Annotated in this window: 19 protein-coding genes and 1 pseudogene; 17 read left to right on the top strand and 3 right to left on the bottom strand. The window is 74.0% G+C overall.

Translation table 11 applies throughout. From position 1 onward, the window contains the following. Positions 1–314 precede the first annotated feature (314 nt). From ACIBPB_RS24915 to ACIBPB_RS24835, 17 genes and pseudogenes are all read left to right on the top strand, one after another. On the top strand, positions 315–956 hold the full coding sequence (locus ACIBPB_RS24915) for a TetR/AcrR family transcriptional regulator (protein WP_396841890.1): 642 nt from the start codon (positions 315–317) through the stop codon (positions 954–956). An 85-nt stretch (positions 957–1,041) separates the two neighbouring features. Next, positions 1,042–3,633 carry an ATP-dependent chaperone ClpB gene (gene clpB / locus ACIBPB_RS24910; RefSeq protein ID WP_396841889.1) on the top strand — a complete coding sequence of 864 codons (2,592 nt, stop codon included), beginning with the start codon at positions 1,042–1,044 and terminating at the stop codon, positions 3,631–3,633. Positions 3,634–3,777: 144 nt separating this feature from the next. After that, on the top strand, positions 3,778–4,155 hold the full coding sequence (locus ACIBPB_RS24905) for a hypothetical protein (RefSeq protein WP_396841888.1): 378 nt from the start codon (positions 3,778–3,780) through the stop codon (positions 4,153–4,155). 54 nt (positions 4,156–4,209) lie between these two features. After that, positions 4,210–5,130 carry a hypothetical protein gene (locus tag ACIBPB_RS24900; protein WP_396841887.1) on the top strand — a complete coding sequence of 307 codons (921 nt, stop codon included), beginning with the start codon at positions 4,210–4,212 and terminating at the stop codon, positions 5,128–5,130. Positions 5,131–5,212: 82 nt separating this feature from the next. Next, a complete protein-coding gene (locus ACIBPB_RS24895) occupies positions 5,213–5,842 on the top strand; it encodes a DUF4178 domain-containing protein (protein ID WP_396841886.1) in 630 nt (209 codons plus the stop codon). 2 nt (positions 5,843–5,844) lie between these two features. Continuing rightward, a complete protein-coding gene (locus tag ACIBPB_RS24890) occupies positions 5,845–6,336 on the top strand; it encodes a DUF2617 family protein (protein ID WP_396841885.1) in 492 nt (163 codons plus the stop codon). Further along, positions 6,333–6,758: a DUF4247 domain-containing protein gene (locus ACIBPB_RS24885; RefSeq protein ID WP_357308484.1), complete on the top strand. Its 426-nt coding sequence runs from the start codon at positions 6,333–6,335 to the stop codon at positions 6,756–6,758. The genes ACIBPB_RS24890 and ACIBPB_RS24885 overlap by 4 nt, the downstream gene beginning before the upstream one ends. A 32-nt stretch (positions 6,759–6,790) precedes the next feature. Next, positions 6,791–7,213 (top strand): DUF350 domain-containing protein, encoded by a 423-nt coding sequence (locus tag ACIBPB_RS24880; RefSeq protein ID WP_357308487.1) that lies wholly within the window; start codon positions 6,791–6,793, stop codon positions 7,211–7,213. Next, positions 7,213–7,590, top strand: a complete 378-nt coding sequence (locus tag ACIBPB_RS24875; RefSeq protein ID WP_396841884.1) for a hypothetical protein — start codon at positions 7,213–7,215, stop codon at positions 7,588–7,590. Before ACIBPB_RS24880 ends, ACIBPB_RS24875 begins: the two co-directional genes overlap by 1 nt. After that, entirely contained in the window at positions 7,587–8,027 is a 441-nt protein-coding gene (locus tag ACIBPB_RS24870) for a hypothetical protein (protein ID WP_396841883.1), read from the top strand. Before ACIBPB_RS24875 ends, ACIBPB_RS24870 begins: the two co-directional genes overlap by 4 nt. After that, complete coding sequence (locus ACIBPB_RS24865; protein ID WP_396841882.1) at positions 8,024–9,592, top strand: polyamine aminopropyltransferase; 1,569 nt, start codon at positions 8,024–8,026, stop codon at positions 9,590–9,592. Before ACIBPB_RS24870 ends, ACIBPB_RS24865 begins: the two co-directional genes overlap by 4 nt. A 72-nt stretch (positions 9,593–9,664) precedes the next feature. Continuing rightward, on the top strand, positions 9,665–10,672 hold the full coding sequence (locus ACIBPB_RS24860) for a hypothetical protein (RefSeq protein ID WP_396842006.1): 1,008 nt from the start codon (positions 9,665–9,667) through the stop codon (positions 10,670–10,672). Between the two features lie 82 nt (positions 10,673–10,754). After that, positions 10,755–11,597 (top strand): hypothetical protein, encoded by an 843-nt coding sequence (locus tag ACIBPB_RS24855; protein WP_396841881.1) that lies wholly within the window; start codon positions 10,755–10,757, stop codon positions 11,595–11,597. Between the two features lie 72 nt (positions 11,598–11,669). Continuing rightward, a pseudogene (locus ACIBPB_RS24850) lies at positions 11,670–12,266 on the top strand (hypothetical protein); the annotation flags it as partial. Between the two features lie 194 nt (positions 12,267–12,460). Further along, positions 12,461–13,261, top strand: coding sequence for an SDR family NAD(P)-dependent oxidoreductase (locus tag ACIBPB_RS24845; protein ID WP_396841880.1), 801 nt, complete (start codon positions 12,461–12,463; stop codon positions 13,259–13,261). A 167-nt stretch (positions 13,262–13,428) separates the two neighbouring features. Then, positions 13,429–13,968 (top strand): orotate phosphoribosyltransferase, encoded by a 540-nt coding sequence (gene pyrE, locus ACIBPB_RS24840; protein ID WP_396841879.1) that lies wholly within the window; start codon positions 13,429–13,431, stop codon positions 13,966–13,968. 57 nt (positions 13,969–14,025) lie between these two features. Further along, a complete protein-coding gene (locus ACIBPB_RS24835; protein ID WP_007073957.1) occupies positions 14,026–14,403 on the top strand; it encodes a helix-turn-helix transcriptional regulator in 378 nt (125 codons plus the stop codon). A 218-nt stretch (positions 14,404–14,621) separates the two neighbouring features. Here ACIBPB_RS24835 and ACIBPB_RS24830 read toward each other — a convergent pair whose 3' ends face one another. The 3 genes from ACIBPB_RS24830 to ACIBPB_RS24820 all read right to left on the bottom strand — a co-directional run bounded on the left by ACIBPB_RS24830 (position 14,622) and on the right by ACIBPB_RS24820 (position 19,416). Next, entirely contained in the window at positions 14,622–15,401 is a 780-nt protein-coding gene (locus tag ACIBPB_RS24830; protein ID WP_396842005.1) for a DedA family protein, read from the bottom strand. An 80-nt stretch (positions 15,402–15,481) separates the two neighbouring features. Further along, complete coding sequence (locus ACIBPB_RS24825; protein ID WP_396841878.1) at positions 15,482–17,998, bottom strand: polynucleotide kinase-phosphatase; 2,517 nt, start codon at positions 17,996–17,998, stop codon at positions 15,482–15,484. Then, entirely contained in the window at positions 17,995–19,416 is a 1,422-nt protein-coding gene (locus ACIBPB_RS24820; protein ID WP_396841877.1) for a 3' terminal RNA ribose 2'-O-methyltransferase Hen1, read from the bottom strand. Before ACIBPB_RS24820 ends, ACIBPB_RS24825 begins: the two co-directional genes overlap by 4 nt. Positions 19,417–19,432: the final 16 nt, after the last annotated feature.

Here is a 19,432-nt window from a genome sequence, read left to right as displayed (position 1 = left end):
TCTGTGTTAGAAAGTGGGGGGGGGCTTAAACCCCCCCCTCCACCCCCCGCCATAAAAAGGTATCAACCCATTACGTCCCAACCCCGCGCCCCGGGGGGGGGGGCCCCCGGGGGGCGGCCCCCACGCCCGGCAGCTCGCCGGGCCAGTTGGTCCGCCGCAGCCGGTCGGCGAGGTCGTCGAGGGCGGCCTGTGGGATCTCGACGCGGTACGGGCGGAGGGCGGTGTCCGTCATGCTGGCTCCTTCAGAACGGAATGCTTCGTTCCGCCTAAGCCTAACAGAGCGGAACGATCCGTTCCAGTGATATTCTCGGGCCATGCCGAACCCGACCGATTCCCCGCCGCTCGCCGGCCGGCGCGCCCAGGCGGCCCGCAACGACACGGTGATCCTGGAGGCCGCCCGCGCCGTCTTCCTCGCCGACCCGAAGGCGCCGGTCGCCGCCGTCGCCGAGCGGGCCGGCGTCGGGATCAGCGCCCTCTACCGGCGGTACGCCAGCAAGGAGGACCTGCTGCGCAAGCTCTGCGACGACGGGCTGCGCCGGTTCATCGCGGCCGCCGAGGAGGTCGCCGACGAGCCGGACGGCTGGGTCGCGTTCACCGGCTTCCTCGAGCGCGTGGTCGACGCCGACGTGCACTCGCTCACCGTGCACCTGGCCGGCACCTTCACCCCGACCGAGGAGTTGGGGCGCGCCGCGATCCGCGCGAACGAGCTGGTCGACGGGCTGGTGCGGCGGGCGCGGGCGGCCGGGCGGCTGCGATCGGACGTGGTGCCGCAGGACGTCGGGCTGCTGCTGGAGGGGTGCGCCGCGATCCGGGTACCCGATCCGGAGCGGACCCGGCAGCTGCGCCGCCGCCACCTGGCGCTGCTGCTCGCCGGTCTCGTGCAGCGCGAGCCGCCGCTGCCCGGGCCGCCGCCAGGAGAGGGGGAGTTCGACTGGCGCTGGCAACGCCGAGAGTGATCCAGGTCACACCGATGGAGTTGAGCGGAATAGACTCAACTCTGGTTGTGTCTCTCCCAGTGGACACGCCGATCCGGGGGAGCCCATGAACACGGAACGCCTCACCACCAAGAGCCGCGAGACCATCACCGGTGCCGTCGCGCTGGCGAACCAGCGCGGCCACGCCACGGTGGAACCCTGGCACCTGCTGCTGTCACTGCTGGACACCGACGGCTCCACCGCCGCCGGCCTGCTGCGCGCCGTCGGGGCCGACCCCGCCGAGCTGCGCCGGGTCGCCCAGCGCTCGCTCGACGCGCTGCCCGCCGCCCGCGGCTCCAGCATCGCCGAGCCCACCCTGGCCCGCGAGTTCGTCAACGCCATCGGCGCCGCCGAGCAGATCGCCCGGCCGCTCGGCGACGAGTACACCTCCACCGAGCACCTGCTGGCCGGGCTGGCCCGGGTCGGTGGCGCGGTCTCCGTCGCGCTGAAGAACTCCGGCGCCACCGAGGAGAACCTGGTCGCCGCCTTCCCGACCGTCCGGGGCGGGGACCGGCGGGTCACCACCGCCGACCCGGAGCAGACCTACCAGGCCCTGGCCAAGTACGGCGTGGACCTGACCGCCAGCGCCCGGGACGGGAAGATCGACCCGGTGATCGGCCGCGACTCGGAGATCCGCCGGGTGATCCAGGTGCTGTCCCGGCGTACCAAGAACAACCCGGTGCTGATCGGCGAGCCCGGCGTCGGCAAGACCGCCATCGTGGAGGGCCTGGCCCAGCGGATCGTCGCCGGTGACGTGCCCGAGTCGCTGCGGGACAAGAAGCTGGTCTCGCTCGACCTCGGCGCCATGGTGGCCGGCGCGCAGTACCGCGGCCAGTTCGAGGAGCGGCTGAAGTCGGTGCTCGAGGAGATCAAGAACTCCAACGGCCAGGTCATCACCTTCCTCGACGAGCTGCACACCGTGGTCGGCGCCGGCAAGGGCGAGGGCTCGATGGACGCCGGCAACATGCTCAAGCCGATGCTGGCCCGCGGCGAGCTGCGGATGGTCGGCGCGACCACCCTGGACGAATACCGCGAGCACATCGAGAAGGACCCGGCGCTGGAGCGCCGCTTCCAGCCGGTGCTGGTCGGCGAGCCGACCATCGAGGACACCATCGGCATCCTGCGCGGCCTCAAGGAGCGCTACGAGGTGCACCACGGCGTACGGATCACTGACGCCGCGCTGGTCGCCGCCGCCGCCCTCTCCGACCGCTACATCACCGACCGGTTCCTGCCGGACAAGGCGATCGACCTGGTCGACGAGTCCGCGTCCCGGCTGCGCATGGAGATCGACTCCCGGCCGGTCGAGGTGGACGAGATCGAGCGGGCGGTGCGCCGGCTCGAGATCGAGGAGATGGCGCTGGCCAAGGAGCCGGACGCCGCCTCCGCCGAGCGCCTGGAGCGGCTGCGCAAGGAGCTGGCCGACAAGCGCGAGCAGCTCACCGCGCTCTCCGAGCGCTGGCAGCTGGAGAAGAGCCACATCGCCAAGCTTTCCACCGCCAAGGAGGAGCTTGAGCGGCTCGGCGGCGAGGCCGAGCGGGCCGAGCGCGACGGCGAGCTGGAGCGCGCCGCCGAGCTGCGCTACGGCCGGATCCCGGCCCTCAAGGCCGAGCTGACCACCGCCGAGGAGGAGCTGGCCCGGCTCCAGGCCGACGGCGCGATGCTCAAGGAGGAGGTCGGCGCCGACGACATCGCCGCCGTGGTCGCCTCCTGGACCGGCATCCCCGCCGGCCGGCTGCTGGAGGGCGAGACCGCCAAGCTGCTGCGGATGGAGGGGTCGCTCGGGGCCCGGGTGGTCGGCCAGGCCGAGGCGGTCGCGGCGGTCTCCGACGCGGTCCGCCGGGCGCGGGCCGGCGTCGCCGACCCGGACCGGCCCACCGGCAGCTTCCTCTTCCTCGGCCCGACCGGCGTCGGCAAGACCGAGCTGGCCAAGGCGCTCGCCGAGTTCCTCTTCGACGACGAGCGGGCCATGGTCCGCATCGACATGAGCGAGTACGGCGAGAAGCACTCCGTCGCCCGCCTGGTCGGCGCCCCGCCCGGCTACGTCGGCTACGAGGAGGGCGGCCAGCTCACCGAGGCGGTGCGCCGCCGGCCGTACTCGGTGATCCTGCTGGACGAGGTGGAGAAGGCCCACCCGGACGTGTTCGACGTGCTGCTCCAGGTGCTCGACGACGGCCGGCTCACCGACGGCCAGGGCCGCACGGTGGACTTCCGCAACGCGCTCCTGATCCTCACCTCGAACCTGGGCTCGTCGGTGATCAGCGACCTGACGCTGACCGAGGACGAGCGCCGGGAGGGCGTGCTCGCGGTGGTCCGGTCGCACTTCAAGCCGGAGTTCCTCAACCGCCTCGACGACATCGTGGTGTTCGCCGCCCTGCAGGGTGGCGACCTGCGGGCCATCGTCGACATCCAGCTGGACCGGCTGCGCCGCCGGCTCGCCGACCGCCGGCTGGGCCTGGAGATCACCGACGCGGCTCGCACCTGGCTCGCCGAGCACGGGTACGACCCGATCTACGGCGCCCGCCCGCTGCGCCGGCTGGTCCAGTCGGCGATCGGTGACCAGCTCGCCAAGGCGCTGCTGGCCGGCCAGATCCGCGACGGCGACACGGTGAAGGTCGACCTGGCCGACACCAAGGAGTCCCTGACGGTCACCACCGCCTGACCAGCCCGACCGGGGTCCCGCAGTGCCGCGGGACCCCGCCTTCGTCGTTGATCGAGGGGTTTGCGTCAGCGGAGGCGCCGCCGCGCGACGCGAACTCCTTGATCAACAGGGTCGAGCCGGGCCGGAGCGGGCAATAGTGAGGGCATGGTGGGGTTCGGAAAGCACGATCGGGAGTTGGACGCGGCAATCAAGGAGCTCGCGAAGGCGGACACGCTCGCCTTCGGCGGGGTGGGTTTCGCCGGGCAGATCCTGCCGGCGACGGAGGCGTACCACCGCGTGGTGCAGGCCCTCCACGAGCATCCGGAACAGGCCCGGAAGAAGGTCGACTGGCTGCTCGGGCACGGTTCGCCGGCCGGCGTGGCGTACGCGGCCGCACTGCTGGACACCGTGGATCGGGCGGCCGGTCAGGCGGCCTGGGAGCGGCTGCGTCAGGACGAGCGCGAGTTCACCACGTTCAGCGGCTGCCTGATGGGCCGCGCCACCCTGCGTGAGTACGCCACGGAACGCCTGACCGGGGACTGACCGGCGGCCCGTTGGGGGACAACGAAAACGGCACCCACCACGTAGCTTGCCGCCATGACCTCTACCGATGCCGCGCCGGCCCGACCAACCCGGCCCGGCGCGGTCACCGTGGCGTACTGGTTGCAGCTCGCCACCGTGGCCGTCCTGCTCCTTATCGTCTGCCTGGTGGTGGTCGAGACGGTGCGCTACGACGCCCAGATCGACGAGGTGCTGCGCCGGGTGCCCGACGCGGACCCGGCCGAGGTCTCCGGGGAACGGGCCGGCAACGTCTTCATGGCCTGCTTCATGGCCATCCCGGCGCTGCTGCTCGCGGGCTGGCTCGGCGCGACCGCCCTGCCGTTGCGCCGGGGCAGCAACGTGGCCCGGATCCTGGTCTTCGTGGCCGGCGGGGCGCAACTGCTGCTCTGCGTCGGGCAGGTCTGCCTCGGCCTGCTGATCGCCCCGCTCGCCATGTTCGCCGTCGCGGACGCCCCTGAGTTCGATTCGTCGACGGGTATGCCACCGGACGCCGGGTGGGAGGAGTCGAAGTTCCTGGAGACCCTCGACACCCAGAGCGACGGCCCCGGGGCGGTGGTCTCCGCGGTGGGCGGCCTCGGCGTCCTGCTGGTGCTGGGACTCAGCGCCGCGGTGGTGGTGCTGCTCCTGCTCCGGGACTCCCGCCGCTGGTTCGGGGGCGAGGCCCCGTCCGGCGGCCCCTGGCCGGGCTACGGCTACCCGCCGGCAGCCGGCTACTACGGGCCGTACCACCCGCAGCCGTCGTGGCCGACCCCGCCACCGGGCCAGCCGGCGTGGCCGGCGGGAGCGGGCCAGCCGTTCTGGCCGGTGCCCGGCCACCCGGTCTGTCCTGATCCCAGCGTGCACTTCGACCGGGCGCCGGCCGAGCCCGCCACGGCGGCAGCAGAGGCCGGGCACCCGGCCGACCCGCCGCCCGGTTCGGACACTCCGCACGCTGGCTCGGGCACACCAGGTAGCTGACCTCCTACTCAGGGTACGGCGCTTCGCTGCGCGTGCGTCGGGTTGTTACCGTCTCCGCCGGTGCAGGTTGGGGGAGGCAGTCGTGAACGGTTCGGTGGCGTACCTGGTGGCCACGCTGGGGTGTCTCGTCGGGGTGGCCGGCGTCGTGATCGCCGTGCTGGCCGTGCGCAAGGCCCGGTCGGGGCCACGCCCGCAGACCCCCGCCGATCCGTTCCGGGACCGGGACGCCGACGCGCTGCGCGGTGACCCGCGCGCGCTCAAGCCCGGCGACATCGTGGAGATCCGCCAGGTGCCGTACACGGTGCGTGGCTCGGTGCACCTGGTCGAGGGGGGCTGGAGCTGGGCCGAGCACCTGCTCGACGACGCGGGCGGGGTGAAGCGCTGGCTCTCCGTCGAGGCCGAGCCCGACCTGGAGCTGGTGCTCTGGACCAGCGAGCCGGGAGCCACCGTGACGCCGGGCGCCCCGACGCTGGAGATCGCCGGCCGCCGCTACAACTGGGACGAGTCCGGCCAGGCGCGGTACACCGCCACCGAGGGCACCGGCCTCGACCCGCGCGGCACCATGCGCTACCACGACTACCAGGCGCCCGGCGGCGCCCGGCTCTCCTTCGAGGCGTACGGCGAGGCCGGCTGGGAGGTCAACCTCGGTGAGGAGCTGCGCCGCGCCGAGGTGATGATCTACCCGCAGGGTGGACCGGAGCAGGCGGCCTGAACGTGCTGGTCGCCCTGGACGCCCCGTACGTCGACACCCGCGCCGCCGACCTGAGCCTGGCCCTCGGCGGCCCCGAACACCCCGCCCTGCACGTCCGCGAGCTGACCCTGCCGGGCGGACTGCGGCTGCGGCTGCGCCTGCTCGGCGCCTCCCACCAGGTGATCTGCGGCGAACTCGTGGAGACCGTGGCCTGCCTGCCCGGCCGCGAGCCGCATCTGCCCCCGAACCTGCACGACGCCGACGCCGGCTACCGGTTCACCGCCACGGTGCTCCGGCCGGCGGGCGACGGGCTGCGCCGCCGGGTCGCGGCGCTCCGCGCCGAACTGGCCGTCGACCCGTACGCGCTGGTCGGGATCTTCCCCGGCGACGAGGATGCGGTCACCGCGCTCGCGGTCCGCCCCGATCCGCCGGACGGCACGGTGGCCTGGCGCACCTGGCACGCGTATCCGCAGACCAACGAACTGGTCCTGACCGAGACGGTGGTGGCACTGTGACGTACCGACGGTGGCTCGTGGTGGGCGTGGCGCTCGCCGTGATCGGCGCGCTGGTCGCCGCGTTCGCCATCTTCTACGGCAACTTCTCCCCGCGCGGCTACGTGCAGGACCACTACACCCGGGCGACCAGCCGGGACATCGGGGCCGACGCGCGCGCCTACACCTCGGGCAAGGCGCCGAGCCAGGTGTCGAAGGAGCTCACCGACGCCTGGCGGCCGGCCGACCAGTACGTCGACGGCAGCGGCGTCTACCTGCGCTACGACGACGACTCGGTGGTGATCCTGCCGCTGGCCGCCGGCTCGGTGATCCTGCTGGAGCGGATGACCACCGCCTATCCCCGCTACCACTCCCGGGTGGGCACCCACTGGGGTTGGGGGCGGGGCAGCACGCTCCGCGGCGGCGGACCCGGCTCCGGCAAGTGACCTGACCCCCTCGACGAACCCTGGAGTGCCCTGTGCAGACCCTGATCACCGATCTGCTCGTCACGCTGGCCTACGGCGTGGTCGGCGTCGCCCTGATGGCCGTCGGCTACGTGCTGGTCGACGTCGCCACCCCCGGCAAGCTGCACGAGCTGATCTGGGTGGCGCGCAACCGCAACGCCGCGCTGCTGCTCGCCTCGAACCTGGCCGGCGTCGGCATCATCGTGGTCGCCGCGATCGCGGCCAGCGCGGACGACTTCACGCTCGGCCTGGTCGGCGCCGCCGCGTACGGCATCCTCGGGCTGGTCATCATGGCCGCGTCGTTCCTGCTGCTGGACATGGCCACGCCGGGCCGGCTCGGGGAGATCCTGGTCGACCCCGAGCCGCACCCCGCGGTGTGGGTCTCCGCCGTCGTGCACCTCGCCACCGGCGCGATCATCGCCGCCGCGATCAGCTGATGACCGCCAAGCGGGCGGCGAACCGGAAGGCCGCCTGGGTCGCCTGGTTGGCCGCCGGCCTGGTCCTCGCCGGCTGCGTGGTGGCGGAGGTGCTCAACGGCGACGGGGACCGCACGGTGCCGGCGCCGGCCGCCGACGAGCGGACCGACAGCGTGGCGATCCTCCAGCGCACCAGCGCCGAACAGGGCCTCTGCTACGGCTGGGCGCTGGTCGACTACTACGACTACGGCACCGCCCCGCGCAACGTCGGCTCTAACCTCGGCGACGGCATCGCCGTCGAGGAGAACCCGGCCTGCCCGCGCTGGCTGCAGGTGACCGCCAACGTCGGCTACGTCTCGGAGAGCAGCGAGAGCAACGACTCGCCCGGATCGAGGTGACCGGCTCGCCGGAGATCGACCCCGCCGACCTCGGGCAGGTCGAGCGAGGGCTGGCGCGGCTCGGGCTCACCGAGGACGCCTTCGTCGACGACCCGGGCTGGGCGGTCACCCGCGCCGCCGTGATGCTGCCGCTGCTCGCCGTCGAGGCCGGCCTGGCCGAGCCGGCCGACGCCCCGCTCCCGGCCGCGGGCAGCCCGTCCCCGCTGCCCGACGCCGGCAGCGACTACCTGCGGGACCGGTGGGGCTGGCTGCTCGCCACGGTCGGGCTGTTCCTGCTCGCCGCGCTCTTCATCACCGTGGGCGTGGTGCAGCGCCGCCGGGCGACGGGTCGCGGCGCGGCGCCGGACGCGTCGACCGGCCACCAGCGCCGGGGAGCCGGGCCCGCGCAGCGCCCCGGGGCGGCCGCGGTGGCCGCGCGTACCCAGGAGCGGGCGTGACCACCGACGCGCCGGCGCGGCCGTCGTGGCGGCCGGCCCGCGCGGCGGTCCTGCTCGCGGTCTTCGTCTGCGCGGCCTGCGGCCTGGTGTACGAGCTGGCGCTGGTCGCGCTCGGCAGCTACCTGATCGGGGACGCGGTCGGCCAGGCGTCGATCGTGCTCGGCGTGATGGTCTTCGCGATGGGGGTCGGCGCGCTGGTCGCGAAGCCGTTGCAGTCCCGGGCGGCGGCGGCCTTCGCCGCGATCGAGCTGACCCTCGCCCTGCTCGGCGGCCTCTCCGTGCTCGGCCTCTACGCCGCCTTCGCCTGGCTGGACCTGTACGGGCCGGCGCTGGTCGGTACCGCGTTCGTGCTCGGCCTGCTGATCGGCGCGGAGATCCCGCTGCTCATGGTGATGCTGCAACGCATCCGGGAGCAGTCCGCCGGGAGCGCGGTGGCCGACCTGTTCGCCGCCGACTATGTCGGCGCGCTGCTCGGCGGGCTGGCCTTCCCGTTCCTGCTGATTCCGGTCTTCGGTCAGCTCAAGGGCGCCCTGGTGGTCGGCGCGGTGAACGCGGTCGCCGGCGTCGCCCTGGTGTGCACGGTGTTCCGGGCCGACCTGAGCGGCCGGGCGCGGCTCGCGCTCGGCGCCGGCAGCGTCGTGGTCGCCCTCTGCCTCGGGTACGCGTGGGTCACCGCGCACGACTTCGAGGTGACCGCGCGGCAGCAGCTCTACCGCGACCCGGTGGTGCACGCCGAGCGGAGCCGCTACCAGGAGATCGTGCTGACCCGGTCGGTGCGGGAGATCGGCCACGCGGACACCGACCTGCGGCTCTTCCTCAACGGCGACCTCCAGTTCAGCTCGATCGACGAGTACCGCTACCACGAGTCGCTGGTCCACCCGGCGATGCGCGGCCCGCACGGCGACGTGCTGGTCCTCGGCGCCGGGGACGGGCTGGCGCTGCGGGAGATCCTGAAGTATCCGGACGTGCGGCGGGTGACCCTGGTCGACCTGGACCCGGCGGTGGTCCGGCTGGCCCGAACCGAGCCGCAACTGCGCGACCTCAATCGGAACTCGCTGGCCGATCCCCGGGTCCGGGTGCTCAACCTCGACGCGTTCGGCTGGCTGCGGACCGCCACCGAACGGTTCGACGTGGTCATCGCCGACCTGCCCGACCCGGACGAGACGGCCACCGCGAAGCTCTACACCGTCGAGTTCTACGCGTTGATCCGCTCGGTGGTCGCCCCGGGCGGGCGGCTGGTCGTGCAGGCCGGCTCGCCCTACTTCGCGCCCCGGTCGTATTGGTCGATTGAGCGGTCGGTCCGCGAGGCCGGCTTCGCCACCGTGCCGTACCACGTGGACGTGCCGAGCTTCGGCGACTGGGGGTACGTGCTGGCCGCACCCGGATCGGAGCCGCCGGTGCTGGCGCTGCCCGCCGACGCGCCGCCGCTGCGCTACCTCACCCCGGCGGTGCTCGCCGCGGCGGCCGCCTTCCCCGCCGACCGGGCCCGGCTGGACGTGCCCGCCTCCACGCTGTTGCGGCCCAGGGTGCTCGACTACGCCCGCGTGGAGTGGCGGGGCTACTAGTTTCGGGGCATGTCGCCCGGACCGTCCCGCCGCCCGTTGCCCGGCCCGGGACTCGGCTGGCTGCGCCGGCGGATCCCCACCCGGGCCGTCGACGCCGGCGCGTACCTCCAGGCGTTCGTGCTCTCCGGCGTGGTCACCGTGCTCGGCCTCCGGGCGTACCTCCAGGCCACCGGGTTCCCGCAGCTCGGCGGGGGCGGGCTGCACATCGCGCACGTGCTCTGGGGCGGGCTGCTGATGGGGCTCGGGCTCGGCGTCGGGATGGTCTTCCTGGGCGGCGGGCCGCGGACCGCCGCGGCGATCATCGGCGGGATCGGGTTCGGGCTCTTCATCGACGAGGTGGGCAAGTTCGTCACCACCGGCACCGACTACTTCTACGCCCCCGCCGCCGGCATCATCTACGGCGCGTTCGCCCTGCTGGTGGTGCTCACCCAGGCGGTACGCGGGCGGACCGGCCGGACCCGGCTCACCCCGCCGGAACGGCTCGCCAACGCCCTCGACATGGTGCTCACCGGGGTGCCCGGCGGGCTCACCGACCGGCGGCGGATCGCCGTGCTGCGGATGGTGCAGGGGACCGGACCGGCCACCGAGGCGGCCATGGTGCGGTTGCTCGACGCGGTGCCCCGGCGCGAGCCGCCGCCGGTGCGGTTCTGGCAACGCGGCGCGGACCGGGCCCGCCGCCTCGCCGCCTGGGTGGCCGCCCGGCGGTGGCTGGTCTGGCCGGTGGTCATCTACCTGGTGGCCGAGCCGGTGCTGACCGTCGTGGCGGTGGCGCTCGACGGCGTGACCGGGGAACTGGACCAGGAACGGGAGTGGGGTGCCGTGCTCGGCACCTCGGTCGCCGCGCTGATCACCGCGGTGCTCAGCGTACGGGCGGCCTGGCTGCTGCGCCGGGACCGGGCGGACGCGTTCCGGTTGTTCAAGCTGGCGCTCCTGGTGGACCTGCTGTTCGGGCAGATCTTCAACTTCACGGTCAACCAGTTCGGCGCGGTCTCCGCGCTCGCCCTCGACCTCGCCCTGCTCGGTGTGGTCACCGCGGAGCACCGCCGGCTCCGCCGCGAGAGCGAGGCATCCGGCCGCTGACCGGCGAGGATCCGGCCCGCCGGACCGTGCCGTCCGGGCGCGGGCTCGCTACGGTGGTGCTCTGATCTAGGGAGGGAGAATCATGGTCGATGCTCCGGGCACCCCGCCCCGCGCGCGTCCCGCCGTGGTCACGGCGTCCAGTTGGCTGCTCATCGGGGTCGCGGCGATCCAGCTGATCAGCCTGATCCTGACGCTGGCCACCATCGGCACGGTCCGGGAGGTCATGCGGGACGCCTATGCCGGCACGTCGGTCGAGGGCGCGGCCGACTTCATCTGGGTGTTCGGCCTCGTCGCGGCCGTGCTGACCCTGCTGCTCGCGATCGGGCTCGTCGTGCTCGCGATGCTGAACAACCGGGGCCGCAACGGCTCCCGGATCACCACCTGGGTGCTCGGCGGCATCCTCATTTGCTGCACCGGCGGCAACCTGCTGAACAGCGCGGCGGGCGGCCTCACCGGCGGCGGCAGCACCAGCGGCGACGTACCGAGCAGCGAGGAGATCGCGCGCCGGCTGTCCGACGCCATGCCCTCCTGGTACGGCCCGGTCAACACCCTGCTCGGCGTGCTGAGCCTGCTCGCCCTGCTGACCGCACTGATCCTGCTGGCGCTGCCGGCGGCCAACGAGTTCTTCCGGAAGCGGCCGCAGGCCTGGGAGCCGCCGGTGCCCGGCGCCGCCTACCCCGGTTACCCGGCCACCCCCGGCTACCCGTCGACGCCCGGCTACCCGCCCGCACCCGGCTACCCCGGGTCTCCGGATCAGCCCGGCCCGGCGTCCTCGCCGGGTCAGCCCGGCCCGGCGTCGTCACCCGACCAGCCGGGCCCGGCCTCGTCACCGGGTCAGCCCGGCCCGGCGTCGTCGCCGGACCAGCCGCGGCCGGCGGCGGAGCCCGGCGAGCGCCGCGACCCCGAGCCGCCCGCGGGAAGTTGACGCCGCGATAAGAGCGACTCCGACGATCCCTCCGAGTAGGTTGCAAGCCGACGCCTACCGGAGGGATTCGTCGTGTCGTACCCCGATCAGGCCGCGCCCCGCCGCCCCGGGGTGGTCGTCGCGGCGGCGGCGCTGCTGCTGCTGATGGCCGCCGGATCGGTGGCGTACGCGGTCGCCGCCCTGGTCGTGGCGACCGGCACGGCCGACCGGTTCCGGGCGTCGGCGCAGGCCACCGGGGCCGGCCGCACCGAGATCGACGAGGTGGTGTCGCTGCTGCGCGGCACCACCGCGCTGGCGGCGGTGATCGGCGTGCTGATGGCGCTGGTCCTCGCCGGGCTCGCCCTCGGGCTGCGCTCCGGTCGCCCCGGCGCCCGGGTGGGCACCTGGGTCGTCGCCGGGCTGGGCCTCTGCTGCGGTTGCTGCGGGCTGGCCGCCCTGGTCGGCCAGCGGGCCGCCCCGCTGCGGGTGACCGGCGACAGCCGGGACACCATGGAGTTGCTCGGCCGGCTCGGGGACGCGTACCCGGGCTGGTGGATCCCGCTGAACGCGACGCTGTCGGTGGCGCAGGTCCTCGGCTACCTCCTGGTGGCGGCGCTGCTGACCCTGCCCGCGGCGGGCGCGTTCCTCCACCGCCGCCCCGCGCCACCCACCGGCCCGCTACCCCCGCCCGCCCCGGCCTCCGCCCCGGCCTCCGCGCCGACCGGCCCGGCCTACGGCCCGCCGTCCGCGCCGCCGGGTTACGGTCCGGCCGCCGGGCCGCCGCCGCACCCGCCGGCCTACGGGCCCGGATCGCCCTGGGCCCCACCCACCCCGCCCCCCGCGTCGGCGCCGCCCGGGCCGACCCCGCCCCCCGAGGAACGACCGTGACCGACGATCCCCGCCCTGCCCCGCGCCGTGCCCTGATCACCGGGGCCAGCCTGGGTATCGGCGAGGCCTTCGCCCGCCGGCTCGCCGCCGACGGCTGGGACCTGGTGCTGGTGGCCCGGGACGCCGGCCGGCTGGACGCGACGGCGGCCGAGTTGACCGGCCGGCACGGCCGCCGGGTGGAGACCATCTCCGCCGATCTGTCCACCGACGACGGCTGTGCGACCGTGGAGCGCCGCCTCGCCGCCGATCCGCCGATCGAGCTGCTGGTGAACAACGCCGGGATCAGCCTGAACACCCCGTTCGTCCGGTCGGCGGTGCAGGACGAGGCCCGGCTGCTGCGGTTGAACGTGCTGGCCGTGCTCCGGCTGACCCACGCGGCCCTGGGACCGATGATCGAGCGAGCCAGTGGGACAGTGATAAATGTCTCTTCGGTCGCCGGTTTCGGCGTTCCGATGCCCGGCTCGACCTACTCGGCCAGCAAGGCCTGGGTGACGAATTTCAGTGAATCGATTGCTCTTTCCGTAGCCCCGCTGGGCGTCCGGGTAATGGCACTCTGCCCGGGCTACACCCGCACCGGTTACCACGAGCGGGCCGGCATCGACATGTCTCGCACCCCCCGCTGGATGTGGTTGCGGGCCGACGAGGTGGTCGACGAAGGGCTGCGTGACCTGCGAAAAGGCAAGCTTGTCAGCGTGCCCAGCTGGAAATACAAGCTGGCCGTGGCGGGCCTGCGGCACGCGCCGCGGCGGTTGCTGCGGGGCGTCTCCCGGGACAACCGGGGCCGCGTCGGCGGCTGACCGGCGGACCGGCCGACCCGCTCCGCCTGGACGCCGACGGGCACCGGGTGGCCCAGGTGGACGGTCGCGGAACGTAGTCGAACATCGCCATCCGTCGTCGCCCGCAGGGCTGACCTGGGGTGGACCCGACAGACGACTCCCAGACTTGCGCAGTACCCTCTATCGCCATGGGGGACCAGGACGACCTGCGTAAATTCATCACCGACCTGGCTGTGGTCCACGGCCGTGTGGTGCTCTCGTCGGGCCGCGAGGCGGACTGGTACGTCGATCTGCGTCGCGTCACGCTGCATCACCAGGCCGCACCGCTGGTGGGCCGGGTGATGCGGGACCTCACCGCCGACTGGGCGTACGACTCGGTCGGTGGACTGACGCTCGGGGCCGATCCGGTCGCCGCCGCGATGCTGCACGCGTCGGCCGGGACCGACCGGCCGCTGGACGCCTTCGTGGTGCGCAAGGCGGGTAAGGCGCACGGGCTCCAGCGGCGTATCGAAGGGCCGGACGTCGCCGGGCGGCGCGTCCTGGCGGTCGAGGACACCTCGACGACGGGCGGCAGCGTGTTGACCGCCGTCGAGGCGCTGCGCGAGGCCGGGGCCGAGGTGATCGGTGTGGCGGTTATTGTTGATCGAGGCGCCGGCGACGCGGTGCGAGCCGCCGGATTGCCGTATCGAGCGGCCTATACGTTGGCTGACCTCGGCCTTGTGGCGTAAAAGTTTGCCGATTCGGATCTGCTGATATGCAGGCGGATCGATGCTGCTGGTGGAAGGATGGAATACGTGGGAACTGCGTTGGCTGAAATGACCATGCCTCAGATCTCGCCGCTTGCCGGCGAGCCGATCGAACGTGCCGATGCCGAGCGTCTCGCCGGGGTCCTCAAGGCCCTCGCCGACCCTGCCCGGCTCCGGCTGCTCAGCCTGATCCAGTCGGCGCCCGAGGGGGAGGCGTGCGTGTGTGACCTCACCGCACCGCTCGGCCTCTCGCAGCCGACGGTCAGCCACCACCTGCGCATCCTCACCGAGGCCGGCTTGCTGGAGCGGGAGAAGCGTGGGGTCTGGGCGTACTACCGGCTGGTGCCGACCGCGATCGCCACGATCGCGGATCTGCTCACCCCGCCGCGTAAGCGGGCCACCAAGAAGGCCCGCTGACAACTGGACGTGCCGAGGTCGGGGTTGACCCTCCGACGGGCGGTGACGGGTGGCGTGCCAGGGGTGGCGCCACCCATCGGATGGCTGTCCGGGGTCGTGATGCGGCGTCGGACGCGCCGGGCCACCGGTGACGGCTGCCCGTCATCCGTGCCACCCGCAGCTCGACAACGTTGATGGCCGGCCCCCGCAGGGGGCCGGCCATCGGTCTGTCCGAAGGGTCAGCGGCGGTGACGCGGCTCGTGCCCGCGGTGGTCGTCACCGTCGATCGCGTCCCGCACCGCCTCGATCGCGCCGGCGGCGCTCGCCGCGGCCACCACCGCGGCCGCCTCACCGCGCTTGCGGGCGCGCCGGTCGCGGAGGAACTCGAAGAAGATCGGCAGCACCGAGATCAGCACGATCAGGGCGACCACCGGCAGGATGTACCGGTCGATCTTGTCGCCGATCGCATCGTAGATCTGGTGGGCCAGCAGGTAGCCGACCAGCAGGATGCCGTCCACCCAGAGGACCGCGCCGACGATGTTCCAGAGCAGGAACTGCCGGGCCGGCATGCCGAGCACGCCGGCGACCGGGTTGAGGAAGGTCCGCACGATCGGGATGAACCGGGCCAGCACCACGGCCTTCGCCGGGCCGAACTTCTGGAAGTAGTACTCGGCCTTCTCCACGTACTCCCGCTTGAAGAGGCGGGAGTTGGGGCGGTCGAACATCCGCTGGCCGTACCGGGCGCCGAGCCAGTGCCCGAGCTGCGCGCCCGCGATGGCGCAGAGCGGGCCGCCGATCAGCAGGCCGGCCAGGGAGAGCCGGGTGCCGTCGCCGAAGATCGCGTCGGCCACCGGCGAGGCCGCCACCCCGGCCAGGAAGAGCAGCGAGTCGCCCGGGAAGAAGAAGCCGACCAGCAGGCCCGTCTCGGCGAAGAGGATCGCCCAGACCCCGACCATCCCGAAAGTGTGGATCAGGTCCTTCGGGTCGAGCGGGTTCAGCGCGACGCTTTCCGAGAGCATTCGGGTCTTTTCTGCTGTGTCCACGGCCACAAAGGGTACCCGGGCCCGGTCCGGCGTTGCGCCGGACCGGGCGTACCTGGTCAGAGGCGTGGGTCGACCGGTTCCGACTCGCACGCGAGGATCGCGAAGATCAGCTCGTGCCGCCGCCAGAGCGGGGCGTCCTCGGCGAGCGCGTCCAGGGCGGCCAGGCCGAGGCCGTGCTCGCGCAGCGCCAGCCCCCGCTTGCGGCCCAGCGAGCGGGTCCGCAGCGCGGCGAGCTGACCCGGCTCGGTGTACCCGGGACCGTAGATGATCCGCAGGTACTCCCGGCCCCGGCACTTGATCCCCGGCTGGAGCAGCGACCCCTTCGGCGAGCGGGCGGCCAGGCCGGCGTACGGCTTGACCACCATGCCCTCGCCGCCGGCCGCGGTCAGCGCCAGCCACCAGTCGGTCGCCGCCGCCACCGCCGCGTCGTCGGTCAGGTCGACCACCTGGCGCCGGGTCGGCGTGAAGAACTCCGGGTCCGCCGCGCAGAGCCGGTCCGCCAGCGCCAGGTGCCAGCCGTGGTCCCGGTCGACGAAGCTCGCGCCGGCCCCGGCCAGCACGGCGAACGGCGCCAGGGTCACCCCGCGCAGCCCGTCGGTCGGCCCGACATAGCCCCGGTACGCCGCCGAGTACGCCGTGACCTCGGCCGCCCGGTCGGCCATCCGGCCGCGCAGCTCTTCCACCGGCAGCCCCCGGGTGGCCGCCGCGTCCAGCGCCGCCAGCACCGCCGGCAGGGCGGCCCGGCCGGCCGCGCCGACCCCGGCGTACTGCTCGCGGATCAGCCCGCCCGCCTTCGCCGACCAGGGCAGCAGCTCACAGTCCAGGAGCAGCCAGTCGGTCTCCAGCTCGGCCCAGAGGCCGGCGCTGGTGACCGCCGCGCGCACCCGGGCCAGCAGCTCGTCGTCGAGCGGCGGCCCGAAGAACGGCCGGCCGGTACGGGTGTGCACCGCGCCGCCCGCGAACCGCCCCGGCTCCCGCTCCACCAGCACCACCGCCCGCGAGCCCATGTGCTTCTCCTCGCAGACCACCCGCTCGACGCCGGCCGACCGGTAGTCGGCGAACGCCTGCGCCGGGTGCTCCAGGAAGCCGTCCACCGTGGACGTCGAGCAGGGCGCCATGGTCGGCGGCAGCCAGACCAGCCGGCCCGGGTCGAGCGCGTACCGGCTCATCACCTCCAGCGCGGCGGCGGCGTTCTCGGCCGGCACGGTCAGCGTCCCGTACGCGTGGCTCAGGTGCCGCCGCCCGGCCACGTCGGCCAGGTCCAGCACGGTGTCCGGCCGGGCCGGCGCCACCGGGACCAGCGGGCGGGCCGGGGCGTACCACTCGCGCACCGCCGGGACGGCGACCAGTTCCTTCTCCGGGTAACGCAGCGCGGTGAGCTGCCCGCCGAAGACGCAGCCGGTGTCGACGCAGATGGTGTTGTTCACCCACTCCGGCGCCGGCGTCGGGGTGTGCCCGTACACGACCATCGCCGAGCCCCGGTAGTCGCGCGCCCAGGGGTAGCGCACCGGCAGGCCGTACTCGTCGGTCTCGCCGGTGGTCTCGCCGTACAGGGCGAACGAGCGCACCCGGCCCGAGGCCCGGCCGTGGTAGGCCTCCTTGAGCCCGGCGTGCGCCACCACCAGCCGCCCGCCGTCCAGCACGTAGTGGCTGACCAGGCCGTCGATGAAGGCCGCCGTCTCCGCCACGAAGCTCTCCGGCTCGGCCGCCAGCTGGGCCATCGTCTCGGCCAGGCCGTGGGTGAGCCGCACGTCCCGGCCGCGCAGCTTGCGCAGCAGCTTCTGCTCGTGGTTGCCCGGCACGCAGATCGCGTGCCCGGCCGCCACCATGCCCATCACCAGGCGCAGCACGCCGGGCGAGTCCGGGCCGCGGTCCACCAGGTCACCGACGAAGACCGCGGTACGCCCGGCCGGGTGCGCCGCGTCCACCGGGCGGCCCGCGTCGTCGCGGCGCAGCGCGTAACCGAGCCGGAGCAGCAGCGCCTCCAGCTCCTCGCGGCAGCCGTGCACGTCACCGACGATGTCGAACGGCCCGGTCAGCTCGCGCCGGTCGTTGAACAGCTTCTCGTAGCGGATCTCGGCCGCCTCGATCTCGTCGACCCCGCGCAGCACGTGCACCTTGCGGAAGCCCTCCCGGGCCAGCCGCCCGTACGACTGCCGCAGGTCCCGCTGCATCCGGGCCAGCACCTGCCGGCCGTGCGTCCGGTCGGCCCGCCCCTGGGTCCGCTCCCAGGCCAGCGCCTCCGGCACGTCCAGCACGATCGCCACCGGCAGCACGTCGTGCTCGCGGGCCACCGTCACCAGGGCGGCCCGGGCGTGCGGCTGGAGGTTGGTCGCGTCGACCACGGTCAGGTGCCCCCGCCGCAGCCGGATGCCGGCGACGTGGTGCAGCGCGTCGAACGCGTCGCCGGAGGCCGACTGGTCGTTCTCGTCGTCGGCCACCATGCCCCGGAAGGCGTCGGAGGAGAGCACCTGGCTGGGCCGGAAGTGCCGCCGGGCGAAGGTCGACTTGCCGGCGCCGGAGACGCCGACCAGCGCCACCAGGGCCAGCTCGGGAATGTCCAGGGTGCTCACGCCGCCTCCTTCCGGGTCAGTACGGCGAGCTGGGTCGGCGCGCCCAGCTCGGGGTCCTCGTCACCGATACCGCCGACGGTGGCCGTGTAGCCGTGCGCCTCCGCCACCCGCCGCACCCAGGCGGCGAACTCGGCGCGGGTCCACTCGAACCGGTGGTCGGCATGCCGGAACCGGCCCGCGCCCAGCCCCTCGTAGCGGACGTTGTACTCGACGTTCGGGGTGGTCACCACGACCGTCGCCGGCCGGGCGTGCCCGAACACCGCGTCCTCCAGCGCGGGCAGCCGGGGCGGGTCGACGTGCTCGACCACCTCCATGAGCACCGCGGCGTCGTAGCCGCGCAGCCGGTCGTCCCGGTAGGTGAGCGCCGACTGCCAGAGCCGGATCCGGTCGCGCTGCCGCTCCGGCAGCCGGTCCAGCCGCAGCCGCCGGGCGGCCAGGGTGAGCGCCTGGCTGGAGACGTCCGTCCCGACGATCTCGGTGAACCGCCGGTCGGCGACCAGCGCGGTGAGCAGCGCGCCGCCGCCGCAACCCAGGTCCAGCACCCGGGCGGCGCCGCTGTCCCGCAGCGCGGCCAGCACCGCCTCCCGCCGGCGCACCGCGAGGGAGGCCCGCGGCGCCGGGTCGGGCTGCTCGCTGTCCACGCTGTCGTCGGCGGGCGGCTCGTCGGCCAGCCGCAGCTCGGCCAGGCGGGCCAGCGCCTCGCCCGCGAGCGCCCGGCGGTGGGCCAGGTAGCGGCGGGTGATCAGGGCCCGCTCCGGGTGGTCGGCGAGCCAGCCGGCGCCGGCCCGGAGCAGCTTGTCCACCTCGTCCGGCGCCACCCAGTAGTGCTTGGCGTCGTCCAGCACCGGCAGCAGCACGTACAGGTGGTTGAGCGCGTCGGCGACCCGCAGCGTCCCGGTCAGGGTCAGGTCCACGTAGCGGCTGTCGCCCCACTCCAGGTATGCCTCATCGAGCGGGACCGGGGTGGCGGTCACCGCCCAGCCCAGCGGGGCGAAGACCCGGCCGGCCAGCTCGGCGCCGCCCCGGCAGCGCAGCACCGGCACCCGCACCGTCAGCGGGATCGGGGTGGCGGCCAGCTCCGGGCGGTCCCGGGACTCGCCGCGCAGCGCCGACCGGAAGACCTTGGCCAGCGCCGAGGAGAGCAGGCTGGACGCCGCGTACGCGCGGTCGTTGACGTACCGGCCGAGGGTGAAGGTGTCCGGCGTGGCGGCCTGCCGGCGGCCCCGCCCACCGCCCAGCTTCAGCGGATCCACCTCGACCAGCAGCGCCGCCGTGCACCGCGCCTCGTCCGCCTCGGGGTAGAGCACGTGCGCGGTGCCGGCGGGCAGGTCGAAGCTCTGCACGCGGTCCGGGTGCTTGACCAGGAGGTGGCCGAGGTCGGTGGCGGGACGGTGGGTGGTGGTCAGGGTGAGCAGCACGGTCTGATGGTCTCAG

Origin of the sequence: Micromonospora sp. NPDC049836, from assembly GCF_044465125.1 — a bacterium.
In the GTDB taxonomy this organism is placed as follows: Bacteria; Actinomycetota; Actinomycetes; order Mycobacteriales; family Micromonosporaceae; genus Micromonospora.
Note: the sequence above shows the minus strand (reverse complement) of the source record. Positions and strands in the feature narration are given on the sequence as shown.

Bases quoted from the DNA above. Each gene is read 5' to 3' on its own strand.
- ACIBPB_RS24830 (WP_396842005.1), bottom strand. From the start codon at position 15,401: ATGCTCTCGGAAAGCGTCGCGCTGAACCCGCTCGACCCGAAGGACCTG.
- ACIBPB_RS24875 (WP_396841884.1), top strand. From the start codon at position 7,213: ATGACCGCCAAGCGGGCGGCGAACCGGAAGGCCGCCTGGGTCGCCTGG.
- pyrE (WP_396841879.1), top strand. From the start codon at position 13,429: ATGGGGGACCAGGACGACCTGCGTAAATTCATCACCGACCTGGCTGTG.
- ACIBPB_RS24915 (WP_396841890.1), top strand. From the start codon at position 315: ATGCCGAACCCGACCGATTCCCCGCCGCTCGCCGGCCGGCGCGCCCAG.
- ACIBPB_RS24905 (WP_396841888.1), top strand. From the start codon at position 3,778: ATGGTGGGGTTCGGAAAGCACGATCGGGAGTTGGACGCGGCAATCAAG.
- ACIBPB_RS24855 (WP_396841881.1), top strand. From the start codon at position 10,755: ATGGTCGATGCTCCGGGCACCCCGCCCCGCGCGCGTCCCGCCGTGGTC.
- clpB (WP_396841889.1), top strand. From the start codon at position 1,042: ATGAACACGGAACGCCTCACCACCAAGAGCCGCGAGACCATCACCGGT.
- ACIBPB_RS24900 (WP_396841887.1), top strand. From the start codon at position 4,210: ATGACCTCTACCGATGCCGCGCCGGCCCGACCAACCCGGCCCGGCGCG.
- ACIBPB_RS24835 (WP_007073957.1), top strand. From the start codon at position 14,026: ATGGAATACGTGGGAACTGCGTTGGCTGAAATGACCATGCCTCAGATC.